The organism is Streptomyces sp. NBC_01750, from assembly GCF_035918095.1.
GTDB lineage: Bacteria > Actinomycetota > Actinomycetes > Streptomycetales > Streptomycetaceae > Streptomyces.
The window spans coordinates 8,429,896-8,453,018 of sequence record NZ_CP109137.1 but is presented as its reverse complement, the minus strand read 5'-3'; the positions used below and the strand labels follow the sequence as shown (position 1 = coordinate 8,453,018).

Annotated in this window: 1 protein-coding gene and 1 pseudogene; both read right to left on the bottom strand. The window is 71.2% G+C overall.

Going from position 1 to position 23,123, the window contains the following annotated elements:
* Nucleotides 1–32: 32 nt before the first annotated feature.
* Nucleotides 33–12,035: pseudogene (locus OG966_RS38120) on the bottom strand (SDR family NAD(P)-dependent oxidoreductase); the annotation flags it as partial.
* The gene (locus OG966_RS38115) at nucleotides 12,032–22,978 is read right to left on the bottom strand and encodes a type I polyketide synthase (protein WP_326654683.1); all 10,947 of its coding nucleotides are present in this window, start codon (nucleotides 22,976–22,978) and stop codon (nucleotides 12,032–12,034) included. The gene OG966_RS38115 and the pseudogene OG966_RS38120, both read right to left, overlap by 4 nt.
* Nucleotides 22,979–23,123: the final 145 nt, after the last annotated feature.

Genomic DNA, 23,123 nt, shown 5'->3' with positions numbered 1-23,123 from the left:
GGCCTCGCGGGCCCGGCCGTGCCTTTCGGTGGTCACACCGTGTCGCCGAGGACCGCGTCCAGCGCCCGGTCCATCTCGTCGTCCGTCAGTTCCCCGGCGGCCTGCATGACGTCGATGGCCGTGCCGGCCGTCGCGCCGTTCTCGGCCTGCGGCCGGGCGAGTTCGAGCAGCTGGGCCAGCAGCCCGCTGTGCTGGAGCTGCTGGGGCGATATCCGGCCCAGAGCCCACTCGGCCTGCTCCCGGGGATCGGTCGGTGGTGTGTCCGTCGTCGTGGGGGTACCCAGGGCCAGCCGCACATGCAGCAGCTCGGCGATGGCCCGCGGGGTCGGATAGTCGAAGGTCAGGGTGGACGGCAGTGTCACCCGCGCGAGCGCGGAGAGACGGTTGCGCAGCTCGACGGCCATCAGCGAGTCCCAGCCCAGCTCGCGCAGCGGACTGTCCGCCTCGATCACGGCGTCGCCGCGCAGCCCCAGCACGCCCGCCACCTCGTCCTGCACGGAGCGCAGCAGCGAGGCGACCTGCTCGGCCGCCGGCAGCGCGGCGAGACGCTCGGTGAACGCTCCGCTCTGCTGCACGGCCGTCGCGCGCCGCGGCCTGGGCCGTACCAGGGCGCTCAGCAGCGGCGGCACGCCCGCAGCCTCACGCTGCAATCCGGCCTTGTCGATCTTGATCGGCACCAGATGTGCCTGCGGCAGGCCCAGCGAGACCCCGAGCAGACCGATGCCCTCCTGGGCGGAGAGCGCCTGCGAACCCTGCCGGCGCAGCCGGCCGAGCTCTGCCTCGTCGAGCCCCGCGGTCATCCCGGTGCCCGCCTGCTGCCACAGGCCCCAGGCCAGACTCAGCGCCGGAAGCCCCCGGCTGCGCCGGTGCGCGGCAAGCGCGTCGAGGAACACGTTGCCCGCCGCGTAGTTGCACTGTCCCGGCGCGCCCAGCGTGCCTGCGGCGGAGGAGAACAGCACGAACGCGGCGAGGTCCAGATGCTCGGTCAGCTCGTGGAGATGGACGGCGCCCGCGATCTTCGGCTCCAGCACGCGGGTGAAACGCTCCGCGCTCTGGTTCAGTACGACACCGTCGTCCAGTACGGCGGCCAGGTGAACGACCGCGGTCAGCGGGTGGTCCGCGTGGGTCTCCTCGACCACCCGGGCGATGTCCGCGCGCCGCGACACGTCGCAGGCCACCACCCGCACACTCGCGGCGCCCGCTTCTTCGAGCTCACGCACCAGCTCGGGCGTGCCGGGCGCGTCCGGGCCCCGGCGCGAGGTCAGCACGAGATGGCGCACCCGGTGTTCGCGCACCAGGTGATGCGCGACCATCCGGCCGAGTTCACCGGTGCCGCCGGTCAGCAGCGCACTGCCGTCGGGGGACATCGCGCGCGGGACGCTGAGGACGAACTTGCCGGTGCTGCGCCCCTGGGCCATCAGCCGGAAGGCCGTGGGTGCCTCGCGTACGTCGAAGGCCTTGTACGGCAGCGGGGCGATGGCCCCCTGCTCCAGCAGCCCGACGAGCGCGACCAGCATGTCCTGGATGCGGTCCTCACCGCTCTCGATGAGGTCGAACGCCTGGTAGGCGACACCGGGATACGCGACGGCGACTTCGCCGGCGTCGCGCACATCGGTCTTGCCCATCTCCAGGAACCGTCCGCCACCGGGCAGCAGGCTCAGCGACGCATCCACGAACTCGCCGGTCAGCGCGTTGAGTACGAGATCCACGCCCCGGCCGCCGGTGGCCGGCAGCCAGGCACCGGCGAACCCGGTGTCACGCGAGGAGGCGATGTGGTCGTCGGCGAGCCCCAGTTCACGCAGGGCGGGCCACTTGCGGGCACTGGCCGTGCCGTACACCTCGGCCCCTATGTGCTGTGCCAGTTGCACGGCCGCCATGCCGACACCGCCCGCGGCCGCGTGGATCAGCACCTTCTCCCCCGCGCGCAGATCACCGAGCTCGGTGAAGGCGTAGTACGCGGTGAGGTACGCCAGCGGCATGGTCGCCGCCTGCGCGAAGGTGAGCGAGTCCGGTATTCGCACCATCCAGCGCGCATCGACGGTGACTTCGGTGCCGAACGTCCCCACGGCAAGGCCCATCACGCGGTCGCCCGGCCGGAGCCCGGTGACGCCGGGCGCGGCCTCCAGGACGGTGCCGGAGCATTCGAGTCCGAGCTTCGGCGCGTGCACCATGTCCAGCGCGTTGAGTACGTCGCGGAAGTTCATGCCCGCGGCCTGGATCCGCACCCGTACATGTCCCTCGGGCAGCTCGGCGCTGGGCGCGGACCGGAACACGAACGTGTCGAGCCGCCCCTTTTCCTCGATGTCCAGGTACCACGAGTCGTTGTCCGCAGGCAGCACCGGCGTGCCGGAAGCAGAAGCACCCGACGTCCGCACCAGCCGTGGGACCAGCGCTTCCTCGGCGCGCAGCACCAGCTCCGGCTCGGAGTGCGCGGCCAGCGCCCGCAGCAGCAGGGCGCGCTCCGGCTCGTCCGGACCGATGTCCAGCAGCCGCAGATTCCGCTCAGGGTGCTCGGCGCGCGCTACGCGCACCAGACCCCACAGCGGCGCCTCGGCGAGAGCGGACACCGCGTCGGCGGGCCCGGCAGCGACGGCCTCCCGGGTCACCCAGACCACTTCCGTACGCTCGAAACGCGGATCGTCCAGGAAACTCTGAAGCCATTCCAGCGCACCGACCGCGGAGTTCCGCGCCAGGTCCGCGACGCCCTCCCCGCCCGGCGGGGAAGTCATCGGCGCCGTCAGATCGACGATGATCAGACCCGGCTCGCCCGCTCCCGGATCCAGGACGGCGTGCAGATCGGCGACCGCCTGGACGCCGAGGAGACGCGATACGACACCGTCGTGGCCGAGGACCAGCGGGGTTCCCGAGGGGGCCGGCTCGTCCTGACCCGCGTCGGGCAGCTGCCGCGGCTGATACTCCACCTGATAGAGGTGATCCGTGCCACTGTCGGTGTCGTCCGGGATCCGTAGCTGCTCGGAGTCGGCCCGCCGCACTTCGAGACCCGTGACGCCCGCGACCGGTGTGCCGGTGGTGTCGGCCGCCAGTACGGTCGCCGACGATTCACCGGTGAGTTCGACACGTACCCGGATCTCGGTGGCACCCGACGCGTGCAGCTCGACGCCGGACCAGGCGAACGGCAGCAGGACACTTGAGGGGTCCTGATCCTCGTCCTGCCCGCCGGTGGCGGCGAGGGTGTGCAGGCAGGCGTCCAGAAGGGCCGGATGGATGCCGTAGTCGCCCGGCTCGAGCCCGTCCGGGAGCCGGACGAGTCCGTAGGCCGTGCCGTCCTTGCGCCACAGCTCGGTCAGGCCCTGGAACGCGGGGCCGTACTCCAGGCCCTGGTCGAACAGCCCGTCGTAGAAGCCGTCGAGCGGCACGCGCTCGGTGCCGGGGACCGGCCACTGGGCGAGTTCGGCGAGGGCGGCGGCAGACGGTGCCGCGCCGCGCTCGTCCGTCAGTTCACCGGTGGCGTGCAGGGTCCAGGCCGCTGCGTCCTGTGTGTTGTCCGGGCGGCTGTGGATGTCGATGGTGCGGTTGGTGCCGCCGTCAGGGGCGGCGACCTTGACCTGGAGACGGACGGCGTCGCGCAGTACGAGGGGTTCCAGGATGGTCAGTTCGCCGATTCCCGCGGCTCCGGTGCGCTGTGCGGCGGCGAGGGCGAGCTCGAGCAGCCCGGTGCCGGGGACCAGAACGGTGCCGAAGACGGCATGGTCGGTCAGCCAGGGCTGGTCGGCGGCAGAGAGCCGGCCGGTGAACAGATGACCCTCGTCACCCGCGAGCATCGTCGCCGCGCCCAGCCACGGATGCTCCGGCGACTCGAGACCGGCCGAGGTCACATCGGTCGATACCGAGACCGGCTCACTCCAGTAATGCTCGCGCTGGAAGGCGTAGGTGGGCAGGCCGACCGGTGCGCCGGTGCTGCCGGGCGGCACGATCCGCGTGAAGTCCAGACTCTGCCCATGGGTGTGCAGAATGCCCACCGCCCGGAACATGTCCCGGCTCTCATCAGCCTGATCACCCCCACGCTGCGACTGCGAAGCGACAAAAACCGCACCCTCCCCGGTGACACAGCCCGCCGCCATCGCCGACAGCACCGGGGCCGGACCGCACTCCAGAAAACGGCCGATCCCAGAACTCTCCAACGTCCGCACCACATCCAGGAACCGGACCGCCTCCCGAACCTGACGCACCCAGTACCGCGGATCACGCACCCCCTCACCCGCAGCAAGACCCGACCCCATGACAGAACCGTCAACACTCGACACCAGCGACATCCGCGGCGCCGCAAACGAGCAACTGGCCGCCACAGCCGCATAATCGGTGAGCATCGAATCCATATGCGCACTGTGGAAGGCGTGCGACACCTCCAGACGACGGGTCCTGCGCCCCAGACCGGTGAAATGCTCCACCAGCACCGCGACCGCCGCCTCATCACCACTGACCACCGTCTGCGCCGGCCCGTTCAGCCCACCGATGGACACCCGGCCCCCGGCCCCCGCCAGCACCGCCACGACCTCAGCCTCCGAGGCCTCCAACGACACCATCACCCCGCCCGGCTCACAACCCTGCATCAGCCGGCCCCGCGCAGCCACCAACCGCGCAGCATCCGCCAGACTCAGCACACCCGCCACATGCGCAGCAACCAGCTCACCCACCGAATGCCCCGCAACCGCCTCCGGCTCCACACCGAACGACTGCCACAACCGGAACAACGCCACCTCGAACGCAAACAACGCAGGCTGCGCAAACTCCGTCTGATGAACCAACGCAGCAGCATCACTGTCCGCATCCGCGAAGACCACCCCGGTCAACGGCATCCGCAGATGCGGCTCCAGAGCACCACACACCTCGTCGAAGACCTGCCGGAACACCGGGAACGACTGATACAGCTCACGCCCCATACCGATCCGCTGACTGCCCTGCCCGGTGAACAACACCGCCAGCTCACCCCCAGCCGACGCAGCGCCTTCGACCACACCCGCATGCGGCACACCCTCAGCCACCGCCCGCAGCCCATCCACCAACTCAGCCACCGAGTCGGCAGTGACACTCGCCCGCTGCTCGAAATGCGTCCGGTGAAGGGCCGCCGTCACCGCCACACCCGCCAACGGCACACCCGCATACTTCTCCAGCCACAACGCCCAGCGGCCGGCCTGCTCCCGCAACGCCCCCTCGCTCTGACCCGACACCACCACCGGCACGCCGGAAGTGGGTTCGGCGTCCGCAACGGCGGCGGCACTCTCGGCGGCCGGAGCTTCCTCCAGTACGACGTGCGCGTTGGTGCCGCTCAGACCGAACGACGAAACGCCCGCCCGACGCGGACGACCCTCCTCCCGCGCCCAGGGCCGGGCTTCCTGCAGGAGCTGGAGGCCGCTGTCCTCCCACTCGATGAGCGGCGAAGGCTCATCGGCGTGGAGAGTCTTGGGCAGCTTCTCGTTCTGCAGCGCCAGCACCATCTTGATCACGCCGGCCACACCGGCTGCCGCCTGCGCGTGGCCGATGTTCGACTTCGACGAACCCAGGAAGACCGGTCGCTGCGCGTCGCGCCCGGGGCCGAACACCTCGGCCAGCGCGCCCGCCTCGATCGGGTCGCCCAGTGACGTACCGGTGCCGTGCGCCTCGATCGCGTCGATGTCGTCCGCGGTCAGACGTGCCGCCTCCAGCGCCTCCCGCACGACCCGCTGCTGCGAGGGGCCGTTGGGGGCGGTCAGGCCCTGGCTCCGGCCGTCCTGGTTGACCGCCGAGCCGCGGATCACCGCAAGCACCCGATCACCGTCGCGCTGCGCGGCAGACAGCCGCTTGAGCACCAGCACACCCACCCCCTCGGACCAGCCCGTGCCGTCGGAGAGCGCGGAGAACGACTTGCACCGGCCGTCGGCGGCCAGGCCCTTGAGCCGGGAGAACTCCACGAACGGGGTCGGCGTGGACATCACCGTCACGCCGCCCGCCAGAGCCAGTTCGCACTCGCCGCTCCGCAGCGCCTGCGCGGCCAGGTGAAGGGAAACAAGAGAGGAGGAGCAGGCCGTGTCGACCGTCATGCACGGGCCTTGCAGACCCAGCGCGTACGACACCCGCCCCGACAGGACACTGCTGGCGTTTCCGGTGCCGAAGTAGCCGTCGAGGGTGTCCAGGTTGCCCTGGCTTCCGTAGTCGGAGCCCATCGTGCCCAGATACACACCGGTCCGGCTGCCGACCAGTTCCTCGGACCGCACACCCGCCCGCTCCAGCGCCTCCCACGACGCCTCGAGAACCAGCCGCTGCTGCGGGTCCATCGACACCGCCTCGCGCGGACTGATACCGAAGAACGACGCGTCGAAACGCTCGATGTCCTCCAGGAATCCGCCGGAACGGATGTAGCTTTTGCCGACGGCCTCAGGGTCGGGGTCGTACACGTCGAGTGAGTCCCAGCGCTCCGGGAAGCTCCCGATCGCATCGCCGCCCGACGCCAGCAGATCCCAGAAGCCCTCCGGCGTGTCGATGCCGCCCGGCAGCCGGCACGCCATCGACACCACGGCGAGCGGTTCGCCGGTGACATGTCCGGTGTCGGCGGAACGGGTGGGGGTCCGCTTCTGCGCGGTGCGGGACAGCCGTTCAAGGAGCAGCTGCGCCACGGCGGTCGGCGTGGGGTAGTCGAAGGCGAGAGTGGACGGCAGCGGCAGCCCGGTCGCCGCGGACAGGCGGCGGCGCAGCTCGACCGAGGTCATGGAGTCCATGCCGAGCTCCTGGAAGACCTGCTGCTCGCCGATTCCGTCCGGGCCCGAACCACCCACGACCGCCGCGGTCTCGCTCCGTACGAGCTGGACCAGGGTCCGCAGCCGCTGCTCCTGCGGGAGTGCGGCCAGCCGGCCGCGGAGGTCCGAGGACCCGGCTGCTCCGCTGTCGGCCCGGCGGGGCCGGACGCGTACGAGAGCGCGCAGCAGCCCGGCAACGTCGGCGCCCTTGTCCGCCGCGCGCTGGAGTGCGGCCAGTTCGAGGCGGACCGGAACGAGGTGGGCGCTTGTCCCGGCCAGTGCGGCGTCCAGCGCCCGCAGTCCCTGCCGTGCGGACAGGGCGCCGACGCCCTGGCGGCGCATACGCGCGAGGTCGGCCTGACCGAGGTCCGAGGCCATGCCCGCACCGCTCTGCTCCCACATGCCCCAGGAAAGGCTGGTGGCCGCGCGGCCTGCACGGCGCATCCGGGCCGCCATGGCGTCCAGATAGGCGTTGGCCGAGGCGTAGCTGCTCTGCCCGGGGCCGCCGAGGACACCGGAAAGGGAGGAGAAGAGTACGAAGGCGCTGAGGCCGGTCTCCTCGGTGAGCTCCCGCAGATGCACGGCGCCCGCGACCTTGGGTGCCAGTACCCGGTCGAACCGTTCCGCATCCTGGTCCGCAAGCATGCCGTCGTCGACGACACCGGCCAGATGGAACACACCCGTCCACGGGTGCTCGGGCGCGGGGGTCGACAGCACGGCCGCCACCTGGTCCCGCTCGGCCAGGTCGCAGGAGAGGACCTGTACGGTCCCGGCCCCGGCCGCGCGGAGTTCTCGTACCAGGTCGTCCGCTCCGGGGGCGTCCGGTCCGCGACGGGAGGTGAGCACCAGGTGGCGCACACCGTGCTCGCCGACGAGGTGGTGGGCCAGCAGTTGTCCCAACTCGCCGGTGCCGCCGGTGATGAGGACGGAGCCGTGCGGGTCCAGCGCCCTCGCGGAGCCGGCCTGTTCCGCGGCACCGGCGGCTTCCACGACTCCGGCCGTGACCGGTGCCAGTCGTGCTACGAGAATCTTCCCGTCACGGACGGCGATCTCGTTCTCGCCGGAGGCCGACAGCGCCTGCTCGATCACGTCCCGGTCGGTGTCCAGGTCGGTGTCCAGGTCGGTGTCCAGGCCGGTGTCCAGGTCCACGAGGCGGACGGCCCGGTCCGGGTGCTCGGCGCGTATGGCACGCACCAGTCCCCATACGGCGGCGTGCGCCGCGCCGTCGAGTCGGTCGTCGTCGGTGGCGGCCACGCTGCCACGGGTGATCCAGACAAGCTCGGCGGCTTCGAGCCTAGGCTCGGCAAGCAGCCGCTGTGCGGTGCTCAGCGCGTCAAGTACGGCCTGTCGGACGGCCTGTACATCGTCGGCCGAGCCGTCTGCCGACTGCCCGCCCGTCGCGTCCACGACCAGCCGGCGCGGGGCGTCGTTTCCGCCGTCGAGGTGCGCGAACAGGGCTTCCAGGTCGACGAAGGGCTCCGCATCAAGGGCAGCCGGCAGTGCGGCAGCCGAGCCACCGGCCGCGCCGAGCACCCACACCGGGCCGGACATGGGCTCCGCGGCGAGCGCCCGCAGCGGCCGGAACTCCACGGCGTACACATGCTCCAGCGGTTCGCCGGACCGAATCTGCCCGAGGGTCGCCTCACGTAGTTCGAGGCGCCGCGCCCGCGCGACGGGCCTGCCCTCGGTGTCGGCGGCCCAGAGACGGGCGGTACCCCCCGCGCCGTCGAGCTGGAGGCGCACCCTGAGAGTGGTGCCTCCCACCGCCCAGCATTGCACCCCGCTCCATTCGAACGGCAGCAGAACACCCGGCTCGGCCCCCTCCTCCCCCGGCCCCGCGAGTTCTGCGAGCCCGTGCAGGGAGGCGTCGAGGAGCGCCGGATGGATTCCGTACGCCTGTCCCGTCAGCCCGTCCGGGAGCCGGACGAGCCCGTAGGCCGTGCCGTCCTTGCGCCACAGCTCGGTCAGGCCCTGGAAGGCGGGGCCGTACTCCAGGCCCAGAGTGGCGAGACTGTCGTAGAAGCCGTCGAGCGGCACGCGCTCGGTGCCGGGGACCGGCCACTGGGCGAGTTCGGCGAATTCGGCGGCCTGGTCGGGATCGGTCCCGGCGGTGTGTTCCAACAACAGCTCGCCGGTGGCGTGGTGTCGCCAGTCGCCGTCGGGGGCGTCTTCGGCGCGGCTGTGGATGTCGATGGTGCGGTTGGTGCCGCCGTCAGGGGCGGCGACCTTGACCTGGAGACGGACGGCGTCGCGCAGTACGAGGGGTTCCAGGATGGTCAGTTCGCCGATTCCCGCGGCTCCGGTGCGCTGTGCGGCGGCAAGGGCGAGCTCGAGCAGCCCGGTGCCGGGGACCAGAACGGTGCCGAAGACGGCATGGTCGGTCAGCCAGGGCTGGTCGGCGGCAGAGAGCCGGCCGGTGAACAGATGACCCTCGTCACCCGCGAGCATCGTCGCCGCGCCCAGCCACGGATGCTCCGGCGACTCGAGACCGGCCGAGGTCACATCGGTCGATACCGAGACCGGCCCACTCCAGTAATGCTCGCGCTGGAAGGCGTAGGTGGGCAGGCCGACCGGTGCGGTGGTGCTGCCGGGCGGCACGATCCGCGTGAAGTCCAGACTCTGCCCATGGGTGTGCAGAATGCCCACCGCCCGGAACATGTCCCGGCTCTCATCAGCCTGATCACCCCCACGCTGCGACTGAGAAGCGACAAAAACCGCACCCTCCCCGGTGACACAGCCCGCCGCCATCGCCGACAGCACCGGAGCCGGACCGCACTCCAGAAAACGGCCGATCCCAGAACTCTCCAAAGTCCGCACCACATCCAGGAACCGGACCGCCTCCCGAACCTGACGCACCCAGTACCGCGGATCACGCACCCCCTCACCCGCAGCCAGACCCGACCCCATGACAGAACCGTCAACACTCGACACCAGCGACGTCCGCGGCGCCGCAAACGAGCAACTGGCCGCCACAGCCGCATAATCGGCCAGCATCGAATCCATATGCGCACTGTGGAAGGCGTGCGACACCTCCAGACGACGGGTCCTGCGCCCCAGACCGGTGAAATGCTCCACCAGCACCGCGACCGCCGCCTCATCACCACTGACCACCGTCTGCGCCGGCCCGTTCAGCCCACCGATGGACACCCGGCCCCCGGCCCCCTCCAGCACCGCCACGACCTCAGCCTCCGAGGCCTCCAACGACACCATCACCCCGCCCGGCTCACAACCCTGCATCAGCCGCCCCCGCGCAGCCACCAACCGCGCAGCATCCGCCAGACTCAGCACACCCGCCACATGCGCAGCAACCAGCTCACCCACCGAATGCCCCGCAACCGCCTCCGGCTCCACACCGAACGACTGCCACAACCGGAACAACGCCACCTCGAACGCAAACAACGCAGGCTGCGCAAACTCCGTCTGATGAACCAACGCAGCAGCATCACTGTCCGCATCCGCGAAGACCACCCCGGTCAACGGCATCCGCAGATGCGGCTCCAGAGCACCACACACCTCGTCGAAGACCTGCCGGAACACCGGGAACGACTGATACAGCTCACGCCCCATACCGATCCGCTGACTGCCCTGCCCGGTGAACAACACCGCCAGCTCACCCCCGGCCAGTGCCGCACCTTCGACCACACCCGCATGCGGCACACCCTCAGCCACCGCCCGCAGCCCATCCACCAACTCAGCCACCGAGTCGGCAGTGACACTCGCCCGCTGCTCGAAATGCGTCCGGTGAAGGGCCGCCGTCACCGCCACACCCGCCAACGGCACACCCGCATGGTTGTCCAGCCAGGACGCCCAACGGCCGGCCTGCTCCCGCAACGCCCCCACATCCCGACCCGACACCACCACCGGATACGGGCCCTCAGCCACCGCCTCCGCAGCCTCGCCCCCATCCCGCACCGGCGCCTCTTCCACAATGACGTGCGCGTTGGTGCCGCTCAGACCGAACGACGACACACCCGCCCGACGCGGACGACCCTCCTCCCGCGTCCAGGGCCGGGCTTCCTGAAGGAGCTGGAGGCCGCTCTCCTCCCACTCGATGAGCGGCGAAGGCTCTTCGGCGTGCAGGGTCTTGGGCAGGGTGTCGTTCTGTAGGGCGAGGATGGTCTTGATGACGCCGACGACACCGGCTGCTGCCTGCGCGTGGCCGATGTTGGACTTGGACGAGCCCAGGAAGACCGGCCGCTGCGCGTCGCGCCCGGGGCCGAACACCTCGGCCAGCGCGCCCGCCTCGATCGGGTCGCCCAGTGACGTACCGGTGCCGTGCGCCTCTATCGCGTCGATGTCGTCCGCGGTCAGACGTGCCGCCGCCAGCGCGTCCTGGATCACACGCCGCTGCGAGGGCCCGTTGGGCGCGGTGAGTCCCTGGCTCCGGCCGTCCTGGTTGACCGCCGAGCCGCGGACGACGGCCAGGATTCGGTCGCCGTCGCGCTGCGCGGCCGACAGCCGCTTGAGCACCAGCACACCCACACCCTCGGACCAGCCCGCGCCGTCGGAGTGGGCGGAGAACGACTTGCACCGTCCGTCCGGCGCCATCGCCTTCAACCGCGAGAACTCCACGAACAGAGCGGGTGTGGACATCACCGTGACGCCACCGGCCAGCGCAACCTCACACTCACCGCTCCGCAGCGCCTGCGCGGCCAGGTGGATCGAGACGAGCGACGACGAGCACGCGGTGTCGACCGTCATGCACGGGCCTTGCAGACCCAGCGCGTACGACACCCGCCCCGACAGGATGCTGCTGGCCTTTCCGGTGCCGACGTAGCCGTCCAACGACGTCAGATCATTGCCGCGTACGTCGCCGTAGTCGGAGTTCATCGTGCCCAGATAGACGCCGGTCCGGCTGCCGACGAGCTCCTCGGACCGCACACCCGCCCGCTCCAGCGCCTCCCACGACGCCTCGAGAACCAGCCGCTGCTGCGGGTCCATCGACACCGCCTCGCGCGGACTGATACCGAAGAACGACGCGTCGAAACGCTCCACATGGGCATCGGCGAGGAACCCGCCCTCCTGCCCGTAGCTCTTGCCCTCCGCCTCCGGGTCCGGGTCGAACAGGTCCAGGCCCCTCCAGCGCTCGGGGAAGGTACCGATCGCATCGCCGCCCGACGCCAGCAGCTCCCAGAAGCCCTCCGGCGTGTCGATCCCGCCCGGCAGCCGGCACGCCATCGACACCACTGCGATCGGCTCGGTGCGCGAGGCCCTTTCCGCGCCGAGTGCCTTCTCGGAGTTGAGCAGTGCGGTGGTGGCACGCCTGAGGTGGGACTCGAGCTTCTTGACGTCGGACCCGCTCATGAACTGACTCCAAACTTGTCGTCAAGGAACCGCAGAAGGTCTTCGGTGCTGCCGTCGGCATCGAGTTGGCTCTCGGGGTCGGGCGGACCAAGGTCGACGACCTTCGCCAGTCCGTCCTTGAGAGCCAGCAGTCCTCCTGCCAGGCCCTGTTCTTCGAGTTGCTTCGGCGTTGCGGAACGCAGTAGTTCCACCAGGCCGTCGATCTGTGTCTTCGTGAGGGCGGCCGCCACAGTGCGGCCGGAGCCGCCGGCCACGGCTGACGTCGCGGTCGCCGGGGCGATCTGCTCCAGCAGGAACGCGGCGATGGCGGTGGGCGTCGGATGGTCGAAGGCCAGCGTCGCCGGGAGTGCGATGCCGGTCTCCGCCGACAGGCGGCGGCGCAGCTCGACGGCCATGAGGGAGTCGAGGCCCGCCTCCTTGAGCACCTGTTCCGCGCCCATGCCGTCCGCGTCGCCCAGGCCGAGGACGACGGAGGCCTCGCTCCGGACTGTCCGGAGCAGCAGCCGCTTCTGTTCCTTGGCCGACAGTGCCGCCAGCCGGTCCCTCAGCTGTGCCGGTGCCGCCGCGGCATCCTGCGCTCTGCGCATCCGGCCGCGGAGCAGTCCGCGCAGCAGCGCGGGGGTCTCCTCGCCCTTCTCGACGCCGCGTTGGAGCGCGCCGATGTCCAGCTTGACGGGCACGTAGTGGGCGCCGGACCACGTCAGAGCGGTGTCCAGCAGCCGCAGTGCCTGCGGCGGGGTCAGGGCGGCGATGCCCTGGCGGCGCATTCTGGAGAGGTCGGCCCGGCCGAGGCCGGCCGTCGGTCCAGCGCCCGCCTGCTGCCACAGACCCCATGAGAGGCTGGTGCCGGTCAGTCCTTCGGCGCGCCGCCGGGCGGCCAGCGCGTCGAGGAACGTGTTCGCCGCCGCGTAGGTGCTCTGTCCCGCTCCGCCCATGACGCCGGCCACCGAGGAGAAGAGCACGAACAGCGACAGGTCCAGGTCGCGGGTGAGTTCGTGCAGATGTGCCGCGCCCGCAGCCTTCGGCGCCATTACGTGCCACAGGCGTTCGGTGTCCTGTCCCACGGCGAGCCCGTCGTCGAGGACCGCCGCCAGGTGCACGACGCCGCCCCACGGGTGGTCGGCGTCTGCCTGGTCGAGTACCGCGGCGAGCTGTTCAAGGTCGGCGACGTCACAGGCCACCACCCGTACGTCGGTGGCGCCCGCCTGCTGAAGCTCGTGTGCCAGGTCGGCGGCGCCGGGTGCTTCGGGTCCCTGGCGGGATGTCAGCACCAGGTGCCGTACGCCGTGTTCGCGTACGAAGTGCCCGGCGATCTCGCGGCCCAGCTCGCCGGTGCCCCCGGTGATCAGGAGTGTCGCGTCCGGATTCCACTCGCGGTGCGGGGCGGGATCTCCGGCCGGGGGTGGGGTGGCCCGTGCCAGACGGGGGGCGAGGATCTCGCCCCCGCGTACGACCGTCTCCGGTTCGCCCTGTGCCGACAGGGCGTGTGTGAGCAGGTCCGGGGACGCCGCCTCGTCAATGGTGATGTCGACGGTCCGTATCGTCCGCTCCGGGTTCTCCGAGCGCACCGACCGGAGCAGTCCGCGCAGCGACGCGCCCGCCAAGTCGTGCGCCGCTGCGGGCAGGGCGGCGTCTGCGGTGACCCAGGCCAGTTCGGTGGCGTCCAGGCGCGGTTCGCCGAGCAGCCGCTGGACCAGCGTGAGGGCGTCGCCCGTCGCGGCCCGGATGGCGGAGGGGATGTCGGTGGCCGTCTCCGTCGCGTCGACCACCACGCGCTCCGGCGGCAGGCCGCCTTCGTCGAGCCGGGCGATCAGCGCGTCGGTGTCCGTGACGCTGTCGGCGCGCAGGACGCCCGCCAGTTCGCCGCTGCCTCCGAGCACCCAGGTGGTGGGCTGCGGCGCGGCCCCGGACGGCTTGCGCAGGGGCTGGTGCCGCACTTCGTAAAGGTGGTCGACGGGGCGCCCGGCGCGGATCTGCTCCGGTGTGGCCTCGCGCAGCCGCAGCGCCCGCACGGCGGCCACCGGCCTGCCCTGTGCGTCGGCGACCCGGACCCGTGCGGTGGAGCGTGCGGTGTCCAGGTCGATACGGACGCGCAGGGTCGAACTTCCGACGGCGTACAGTTCCACGCCCTCCCATTCGAAGGGCAGCAGGACCCGGCGGTCGGTCGCGTCCTTGTCCCTGACGGCCTGCAGGGAGTGCAAGGCCGCGTCGAGGAGGGCGGGGTGGATTCCGTAGTCCTGTCCGGGGACGCCCTCCGGCAGGCGGACGAGCCCATAGGCGGTGTCGCCGTCGCGCCACAGTTCGCTCAGGCCCTGGAACGCAGGGCCGTACTGCACTCCCTGGGCGTCCAGACGCTCGTAGAATCCGTCCAGGGACACCGGCTCGGCTCCGTCCACGGGCCAGGCGCTCAGCTCGGCGAAGCCTTCCTCCGCGGTGCCCGTCGGGTCGCCGTCCTGGAGCAGTCGGCCGGTGGCATGGCATGTCCAGGTCTCCTGGTCCGACTCGCGCCTGCTGTAGACAGCCACGGTGCGCTCGCCGTCGAGGCCGGGCGCGTCGAGGACGACCTGCACCTGGAGGGGTGTGTCGTCGTCCAGGATCAGCGGCTCGGCCAGGGTCAGCGCGCCGACCTGACCCGCACCGGCTTCGCGGGCGGCGGCCAGCGCCAGTTCCAGCAGGCCGGTGCCGGGCACGAGGACCGTGCCGAAGGCCGCGTGGTCGCGCAGCCACGGGTGGGCGGCCGGGGCGAGCCGGCCGGTCAGCACCTGGCCCTCTCCGTTCGCCATCGTCGTGACGGCGCCGAGCCACGGGTGGTGCGCCGGAAGCAGGCCCATGGAGTGGGCGTCGCCCGCCGGCGCCGCCGACTCGGTCCAGAAGCGTTCGCGCTGGAAGGCGTACGTGGGCAGGTTCACGGGCGCCTGAGTGCCGGGCTCGGTGGGCAGGGCGCGCGACCAGTCGGTGTCGTGCCCCTGGACGTGCAGCAGGGACATGGTCCGCAGCAGTTGGGACACGTCGCCCTGGTCGCGCTGGAGTGTCGGCACCACCGCACCGCCCGCGGCGGCGCTGACGTTCGTGAGCGGCATCACCAGGACGGGATGCGGGCTGACCTCGACGAACACATCGTGGCCGTCCTCGAGGAGACGGGCCTGGGCCAGGTCGAGGCGTACCGGCTCGCGGAGGTTGCGGCACCAGTAGTCGCCGTCCAGCTCGCGGCCGTCGACGACGGTGCCGGTGACCGTCGAGCAGAAGGGGATGCTGGTCTGCCGGGGGCGCAGCGCGGCGAACTGTTCGCGCAGGGCGGGCAGGAGCGGGTCCATGTGTGCGCTGTGGGAGGCGCAGGCCGCGTTGAGTTTGCCGCAGACCACATCGTCGTCGTCGAGATCCATGAGGACGTCGTTGACGGCGTCGGCGTCGCCGGAGATCACGGTCCACCGCTCGGTGTTGACTCCGGCGATCGACAGTGCCTCTGCGTAGGGGGCGATACGGGCCTGCACGTCGGCGACCGGCAGTTCGACCACGGCCATTTCCCCGCCGCCTCCGTCCCGCTGCAGCGCCTGGCTGCGTACCGCGACGATGCGGGCGCCTTCCTCGACGGTCAGTGCCCCCGCGACCACGGCCGCGGCGACCTCGCCCTGGCTGTGGCCCATCACGGCTGCCGGCTCCAGACCGAGCGACCGCCAGGCGGCCGCCAGGCCGATGTACATCGTGAACAGCACCGGCTGGACCACGTCCAGCCGCTCGAACGGCAGCTCGGCGGAGCCTTCGCCGCGCAGCCGTGCGAGGGCCGACCAGCCGGTGAACGGCATCAGCGCCGCGTCGCATGCCGTGGCGGCCTCCAGGAACGCCGGGCTCTGCTCCAGCAGTTGCCGGCCCATGCCTTCCCAGTCGGTGCCCTGGCCGGGAAAGACGAACACGGTCTTGGCCCGGGGCTGTGCGGTGCCCTGGACGAGGTCGGGGTGGGGGGTGGCGTCGGCCAGTGCCCGCAGTCCGTCGACGAGGTCAGCTGTGGAGGCGGCAGTGACGGCCGCTCGCTGCTGGAAGTGCGTACGGTGGCGGGCCGCGGTCACGGCCACGTCCGCGAGGGGCACGTCCGCGTGGTCCGCCAGCCAGGACGCCCAGCGTCCGGCCTGCTCCCGCAGTGCCTTCTCGTCGTGTGCCGACACCACCACGGGCAGTGCCACGGGCGCCGCGGCGGGTGGGGTGTGCGTGGCGGCCCCGGCAGCCGCCTCCCGTACGGGCGGCTCCTCGACGATGACGTGTGCGTTGGTGCCGCTCAGGCCGAAGGACGACACACCCGCCCGGCGCGGACGGCCCTCTTCCCGCGCCCAGGGCCGGGCTTCCTGAAGGAGCTGGAGGCCGCTCTCCTCCCACTCGATGAGCGGCGAAGGCTCGTCGGCGTGCAGGGTCTTGGGCAGGGTGTCGTTCTGCAGGGCGAGGATGGTCTTGATGACGCCGGCCACACCGGCTGCTGCCTGTGCGTGGCCGATGTTGGACTTGGACGAGCCCAGGTACAGCGGACGCTCGGCGTCGCGCCCGGGGCCGAACACCTCGGCCAGCGCGCCCGCCTCGATCGGGTCACCCAGTGACGTACCGGTGCCGTGCGCCTCGATCGCGTCGATGTCGTCGGCGGTCAGACGTGCGGTGGCGAGCGCGTCCTGGATCACACGCCGCTGCGAGGGCCCGTTGGGGGCGGTGAGTCCCTGGCTGCGGCCGTCCTGGTTGACCGCGGAGCCGCGGACGACGGCCAGGATTCGGTCGCCGTCGCGCTGTGCGGCCGACAGCCGCTTGAGCACCAGCACACCCACACCCTCGGACCAGCCCGCGCCGTCGGAGTGGGCGGAGAACGACTTGCACCGTCCGTCCGGCGCCATCGCCTTGAGCCGGGAGAACTCCACGAAGGTCGCCGGGGTCGACATGACTGTGACGCCGCCGGCCAGGGCCAGTTCGCAGTCGCCGCTCCGCAGGGCCTGCGCGGCCAGATGGATGGAGACGAGCGAGGAGGAGCAGGCCGTGTCGACGGTCAGGGAGGGTCCCTGGAGGCCGAGGGCGTAGGAAACCCGGCCCGACAGGATGCTGCTGGCCTTTCCGGTGCCGACGTAGCCGTCGAGCGAGGTCAGTTCATGCCCGCGTACGTCGCCGTAGTCGGAGTTCATCGTGCCCAGATAGACGCCGGTCCGGCTGCCGACGAGTTCCTCGGACCGCACACCCGCCCGCTCCAGCGCCTCCCACGACGTTTCCAGGACGAGTCGCTGCTGCGGGTCCATCGACACCGCTTCGCGCGGGCTGATGCCGAAGAACGACGCGTCGAAACGCTCCACATGGGCATCGGCGAGGAACCCGCCCTCCTGCCCGTAGCTCTTGCCCTCCGCCTCCGGGTCCGGATCGAACAGGTCCAGGCCCCTCCAGCGCTCGGGGAAGGTACCGATCGCATCGCCGCCCGACGCCAGCAGCTCCCAGAAGCCCTCCGGCGTGTCGATCCCGCCCGGCAACCGGCACGCCATTGACACCACAGCGATCGGCTCGTCGGGCACGGTGGTGCGCTCGGCGCGCTGCGGTTTCGGACCGGTCTCGGCCCCCAGCGCCATACGGTTCAGGATCAGTTCGGCGATGGCGGCGGGCGTGGGGTAGTCGAAGGCCAGGGTCGCGGGGAGTGCGATGCCGGTCTCCGCCGACAGCCGGCGGCGCAGCTCGACGGCCATGAGGGAGTCGAGACCGGCCTCCTTGAACACCTGGCCGGCTGCGACCGCTTCGGGGCCGGACATGCCCAGGACCATGGCGGCTTCGCCGCGCACCAGGCCGGTGACGGAGGCGAGCCTGTCGGCCTGCGGCAGTGCCAGCAGGCGGCCCTTCAGACCGGAGGACGCCGCGCCGGCGCTACCCGCTCGACGGCGCCGGGTCCTGAGCAGCGAACGCAGCAGCGGCGGAGTGTCCATGCCGTTGTCGGCGGCGCGCTGGAGCGCCGTGGGCTCCAGCTTCATCGGGACCAGGTGGGGCCGGACGTGGCCGAGGGCGGCGTCGAGGGCCGCCAGGCCCTGTGCCGGGGTCAGGGCGCCCACGCCCTGACGGCGCAGACGTGCCAGTTCCGCCTCGCCGAGGTACGCGGTGAGGCCGATTCCGGCCTGCTCCCACAGACCCCACGACAGGCTGGTGCCCGGCAGGCCCTGGGAGCGCCGGCGGACGGCGAGAGCGTCGATGAAGGTGTTCGCCGCCGCATAGGTGCTCTGGCCCGCGCCGCCCACGACACCGGCGGCCGATGAGAAGAGCACGAAAGCGGCGAGATCCAGGCCGAGTTCGCCGGACAGGTCGTGCAGATGCAACGCGCCCGCGGCCTTCGGCGCCCATACGTGGGCGAGCCGCTGCGCATCCTGCGCCTGGACGATCCCGTCGTCCAGGACCGCGGCCAGGTGGAAGATTCCCGTCCACGGGCGCTGCGCGTCCACGTCGGTGAGCAGGGCCGAGACCTGATCGCGTTCGGCGACGTCGCAGGCCACGATGCGTACGCTCGCGGCCCCGGCCGCCTCCAGCTCGGCGGCCAGGTCCGCGGCCCCCGGTGCCTGCGGCCCGCGCCGGGAGGTGAGAACGAGATGCTGGACGCCGTGAGTGCGAACCAGATGCCGGGCGACGGCGCGGCCCAGCTCGCCGGTGCCGCCGGTGATCAGGACCGTGCCCCGCGGGTCGAGCGGGGTGCCCGGCTCGATAGTGCCGGTGGTGCCCGCGGAGGTCTTGGCATCCGCGGGGACGAGCCGCGGGGCGCGGATCTCCCCGGCACGGATGGCGAGTTCGGGCTCGTCGGCCGCGTCCAGGGCACGGCCGATCAGTTCCCCGTTGTCAGGCCCTGCCGGGCCGTCCTTGCGGGCCAGGTCGATCAGCCGCACGCCCCGATCGGCGTTTTCCGAGCGTGCCGTACGCAGCAGACCCCACACCGGGGCGCCCACCACATCGGGCACGTCGCCGTCGCCGGCGTCGACGGCCTCACGGGTCACCCAGACGAGCTCGGCCTGCGCCAGGCGCGGTTCGGCGAGCAGCCGCTGCACCGTCTCCAGCGCCGCGGCGGCCGCCTCCCGCGCGGCGTCCGCGTCGTCGGCGTCGTCAGTGGTGTCTGTCGTTGTCCGGTGCGTCGTGGCGTCCACCACCAGCCGGGCGGGGGCCTCGTCCCCGTCCGCAAGGTGGGTGGCGAGCGCTTCCGCGTCCGCCACATGTGCTGCTTCCAGCAGCTGGGCCAGGATGCCGTTCCCGCCGAGAACCCAGGTGCTGCCCTGCGGGGGTACGGGTTCGAGCTGCGCTGCCGGCCGGAAGTCCACGTGGTACAGGTGATCGGTCAGGCTGTTCGCGCGGATCTGTTCCACGCTCGCCTCGCGCAGCTGCAGTGCCGCACGGGCCACCGGCTGTCCGGCAGGGTCGGCCACAGTGATCCGGATACCGGACCCGTCGTCGGGCGTGATCTGCACGCGCAGTTCGGTGCTCGCGGCGGCGTGGAGTTCGACGCCGGTCCACTCGAAGGGCAGCAGGATCCGGCCGTCGGTGCCGGCTTCGTCCTGTACTGCCACGAGGGTGTGGAGGGCGGCGTCGAGAAGTGCGGGGTGGATGCCGAAGTCGTCGGCCGTGAGGCCTTCGGGAAGGCGTACGAGTCCGTAGGCGGTGTCGCCCTTGCGCCACAGTTCGGTCAGGCCCTGGAAGGCGGGCCCGTACTGCAGACCGCGCGCACGGAAGGTGTCGTAGAAGCTGTCGAGCGGCAGCTGCTCAGCTCCGGCGACGGGCCACTGCGCGAGGTCGGCGAAGGTCTCGGGGCCGGCCGGCGTGCTCTGCTCGGTCAGCACACCAGTGGCGTGCCGGCGCCAGGCCGTGCCGAAGGGAGCGTCCTGCGGCTGGCTGTAGAGAGTGACCGTCCGGCTGCCGGTACCGTCGGGCGCGCCGACGGCGACCTGAAGGCGGACGGTGGCGTCCTCGGCCAGGACGAGGGGTTCGAGCAGGGTGAGTTCGGTGACGCCGGCTGCGCCGACATGGTCGGCGGCGGCGAGGGTGACGTCGAGGAGCCCGGTGCCGGGGACGAGAACGGTGTCGTGGACGGCGTGGTCCTTGAGCCACGGCTGTTCGGCGAGCGAGATACGTCCGGTGAAGAGGAGACCTTCGTCGTCCGCCGTCGCTGTCATCGCACCCAGCCAGGGGTGCTGGAACCCGTGCAGGCCGAGTGAGCCGGCGTCGTTGGAGGTTTTCCTGGTCTCCATCCAGTGGTGTTCGCGCTGGAAGGCGTAGGTGGGCAGCGGGACGAGCCCGGTGCCGGCAGTGGCGGGAAGGATCCGGTCCCAGTCGAGTTCGTGTCCGTGCGTGTGGAGCAGCCCCGCATTGTGCAGCAGCTGTTCCATGCCTCCCCGGTCACGGGCGAGGGAACCCACGACAACACCACCACGGTCCGCACCGGCATCGGTCAGCGGCATCGACAGCACCGGATGCGCGGAAATCTCGACGAACACCGTGTGCCCGTCATCCAGCAGACCCTCCAGCGCACGGTCGAACCGCACCGGCTCCCGCAGATTCCGGCACCAGTACCCCCCGTCCAGCTCCCGGCCCCCGGCAACCCGCCCACTCACCGTCGAATAGAACGCAATATCCGTCTCCCCCGGCACCAGCCCCGCAAAGCCCTCCGCCAGCCCCGGCAACAGCGGATCCATCTGCGCATTGTGAGACGCATAATCCACATTGATCAGACGCGCAAACACACCCGACCCCTGCAACTCCCCCACCAGAGCCGCCAGCTCCACCGCCCGACCCGACACCACCGTCGACCCCGCCGTATTCACCGCAGCCACCGACAACGCATCCCCATACGGAGCCAGAAACCCCTCCACCTCCAACAACGGACGCCCCACCAACGCCATCCCGCCCTGTCCCGCACAGGACAACACCGCACGAGAACGCAACGCCACCACCCGCGCACCCTGCTCCAGCGACAGCGCACCACTCACCACCGCCGCAACCACCTCACCCTGCGAATGACCCACCACCGCAGCAGGCTCCACCCCCAAAGAACGCCACACCGCAGACAACGCCACACCCATCGCAAACAACGCAGGCTGCACCACATCAACCCGGTCGAACGGCGGATGACCACCCTCCACCCCAGCCAGCACATCCCGCACCGACCAGCCCGTGAACGGCCTCAACGCCGCATCACACTCATCCACCACCGACGCAAACACACCACCCCCCGCCAACAACTCACGACCCATCCCCACCCACTGCGAACCCTGACCCGGATACACAAACACCACCCGGCCCCGACGCCCCGCAACCCCCTCCACCACACCCGCACGCGGCACACCCTCAGCCACCGCCCGCAACCCATCCACCAACCCAGCCACCGACCCGGCAGCCACACACGCCCGCTGCTCGAAATGCGTCCGATGACGAGCCGCCGTCACCGCCACACCCGCCAACGACACACCCGCATGCCCCTCCAACCAGGACGCCCAACGACCGGCCTGCTCCCGCAACGCCCCCACATCCCGACCCGACACCACCACCGGATACGGGCCCTCAGCCACCGCCTCCGCAGCCTCGCCCCCATCCCGCACCGGCGGCTCCTCCAGCACAACGTGCGCGTTGGTGCCGCTCAGACCGAACGACGACACACCCGCCCGACGCGGACGACCCTCCTCCCGCACCCAGGGCCGGGCTTCCTGAAGGAGCTGGAGGCCGCTCTCCTCCCACTCGATGAGCGGCGAAGGCTCTTCGGCGTGAAGGGTCTTGGGCAGCTGGTCGTTCTGCAGGGCGAGGATGGTCTTGATGACGCCGATGACACCTGCTGCTGCCTGCGCGTGGCCGATGTTGGACTTGGACGAGCCCAGGAAGACCGGTCGCTGCGCGTCGCGCCCGGGGCCGAACACCTCGGCCAGCGCGCCCGCCTCGATCGGGTCACCCAGAGACGTACCGGTGCCGTGCGCCTCGATCGCGTCGATGTCGTCCGCGGTCAGACGTGCCGCGGCCAGCGCGTCCTGGATCACACGCCGCTGCGAGGGCCCGTTGGGCGCGGTGAGTCCCTGGCTGCGGCCGTCCTGGTTGACCGCGGAGCCGCGGATCACCGCAAGCACCCGGTCACCGTCGCGCTGTGCGGCCGACAGCCGCTTCAGCACCAGCACACCCACACCCTCGGACCAGCCCGCGCCGTCGGAGTGGGCGGAGAACGACTTGCACCGTCCGTCCGGCGCCATCGCCTTCAACCGCGAGAACTCCACGAACAGGGTGGGGGCGCTCATGAGGGTGACGCCGCCGGCCAGGGCGAGTTCGCACTCCCGCTGGCGCAGGGCCTGGACCGCCAGGTGGATCGAGACGAGCGACGACGAGCACGCGGTGTCGACGGTGATGGCCGGGCCCTGCAGACCCAGCGCGTACGACACCCGCCCCGACAGAACGCTGCTCGCCTTGCCGGTGCTCACATAGCCGTCGAGGGCGTCCAGGTCACGGCCCAGGTGGCCGTAGTCGGAGCCCATGGTGCCCAGATAGACGCCGGTGCGGCTCTCGTCGAGCGTGTCGGGACGTATACCGGCCCGCTCCAGCGCTTCCCACGACGACTCCAGGACCAGTCGCTGCTGCGGGTCCATCGACAGGGCCTCGCGCGGACTGATGCCGAAGAACGACGCGTCGAAGTGCTCGATGTCGTCGAGGAACCCGCCCTGCTGGGAGTAGCTCTTGCCCTCCGCCTCCGGATCCGGGTCGTACAGATCCAGGCTCTTCCAGCGCTCGGGGAATCCTCCGACGGCGTCTCCGCCCGACGCCAGCAGCTCCCAGAAGCCCTCCGGCGTGTCGATCCCGCCCGGCAGCCGGCACGCCATCGACACCACGGCGATCGGCTCGGTGCGCTGCGCCTCCAGATCGGCGGCGCGCTTCTGGAGAGCGCGGATCGCGGGCAGAGCCGCTTCCATCCGGTCCTGCTGTGAGTTCGACACCATCGAGCCTTTCTGCGCGGCCGGCACAAGCGATTCAGCGGTCCGACGACGCGGCCGTCATGCGACGTGTGGGCTGCCCCTGACGGGTGAATCAGGGGCACAACCATCCAATGACGCCCGCCTCGAGCGCCGGTGGAAGCGATCTGGA

Bases quoted from the DNA above. Each gene is read 5' to 3' on its own strand.
- OG966_RS38115 (WP_326654683.1), bottom strand. From the start codon at position 22,978: ATGGTGTCGAACTCACAGCAGGACCGGATGGAAGCGGCTCTGCCCGCG.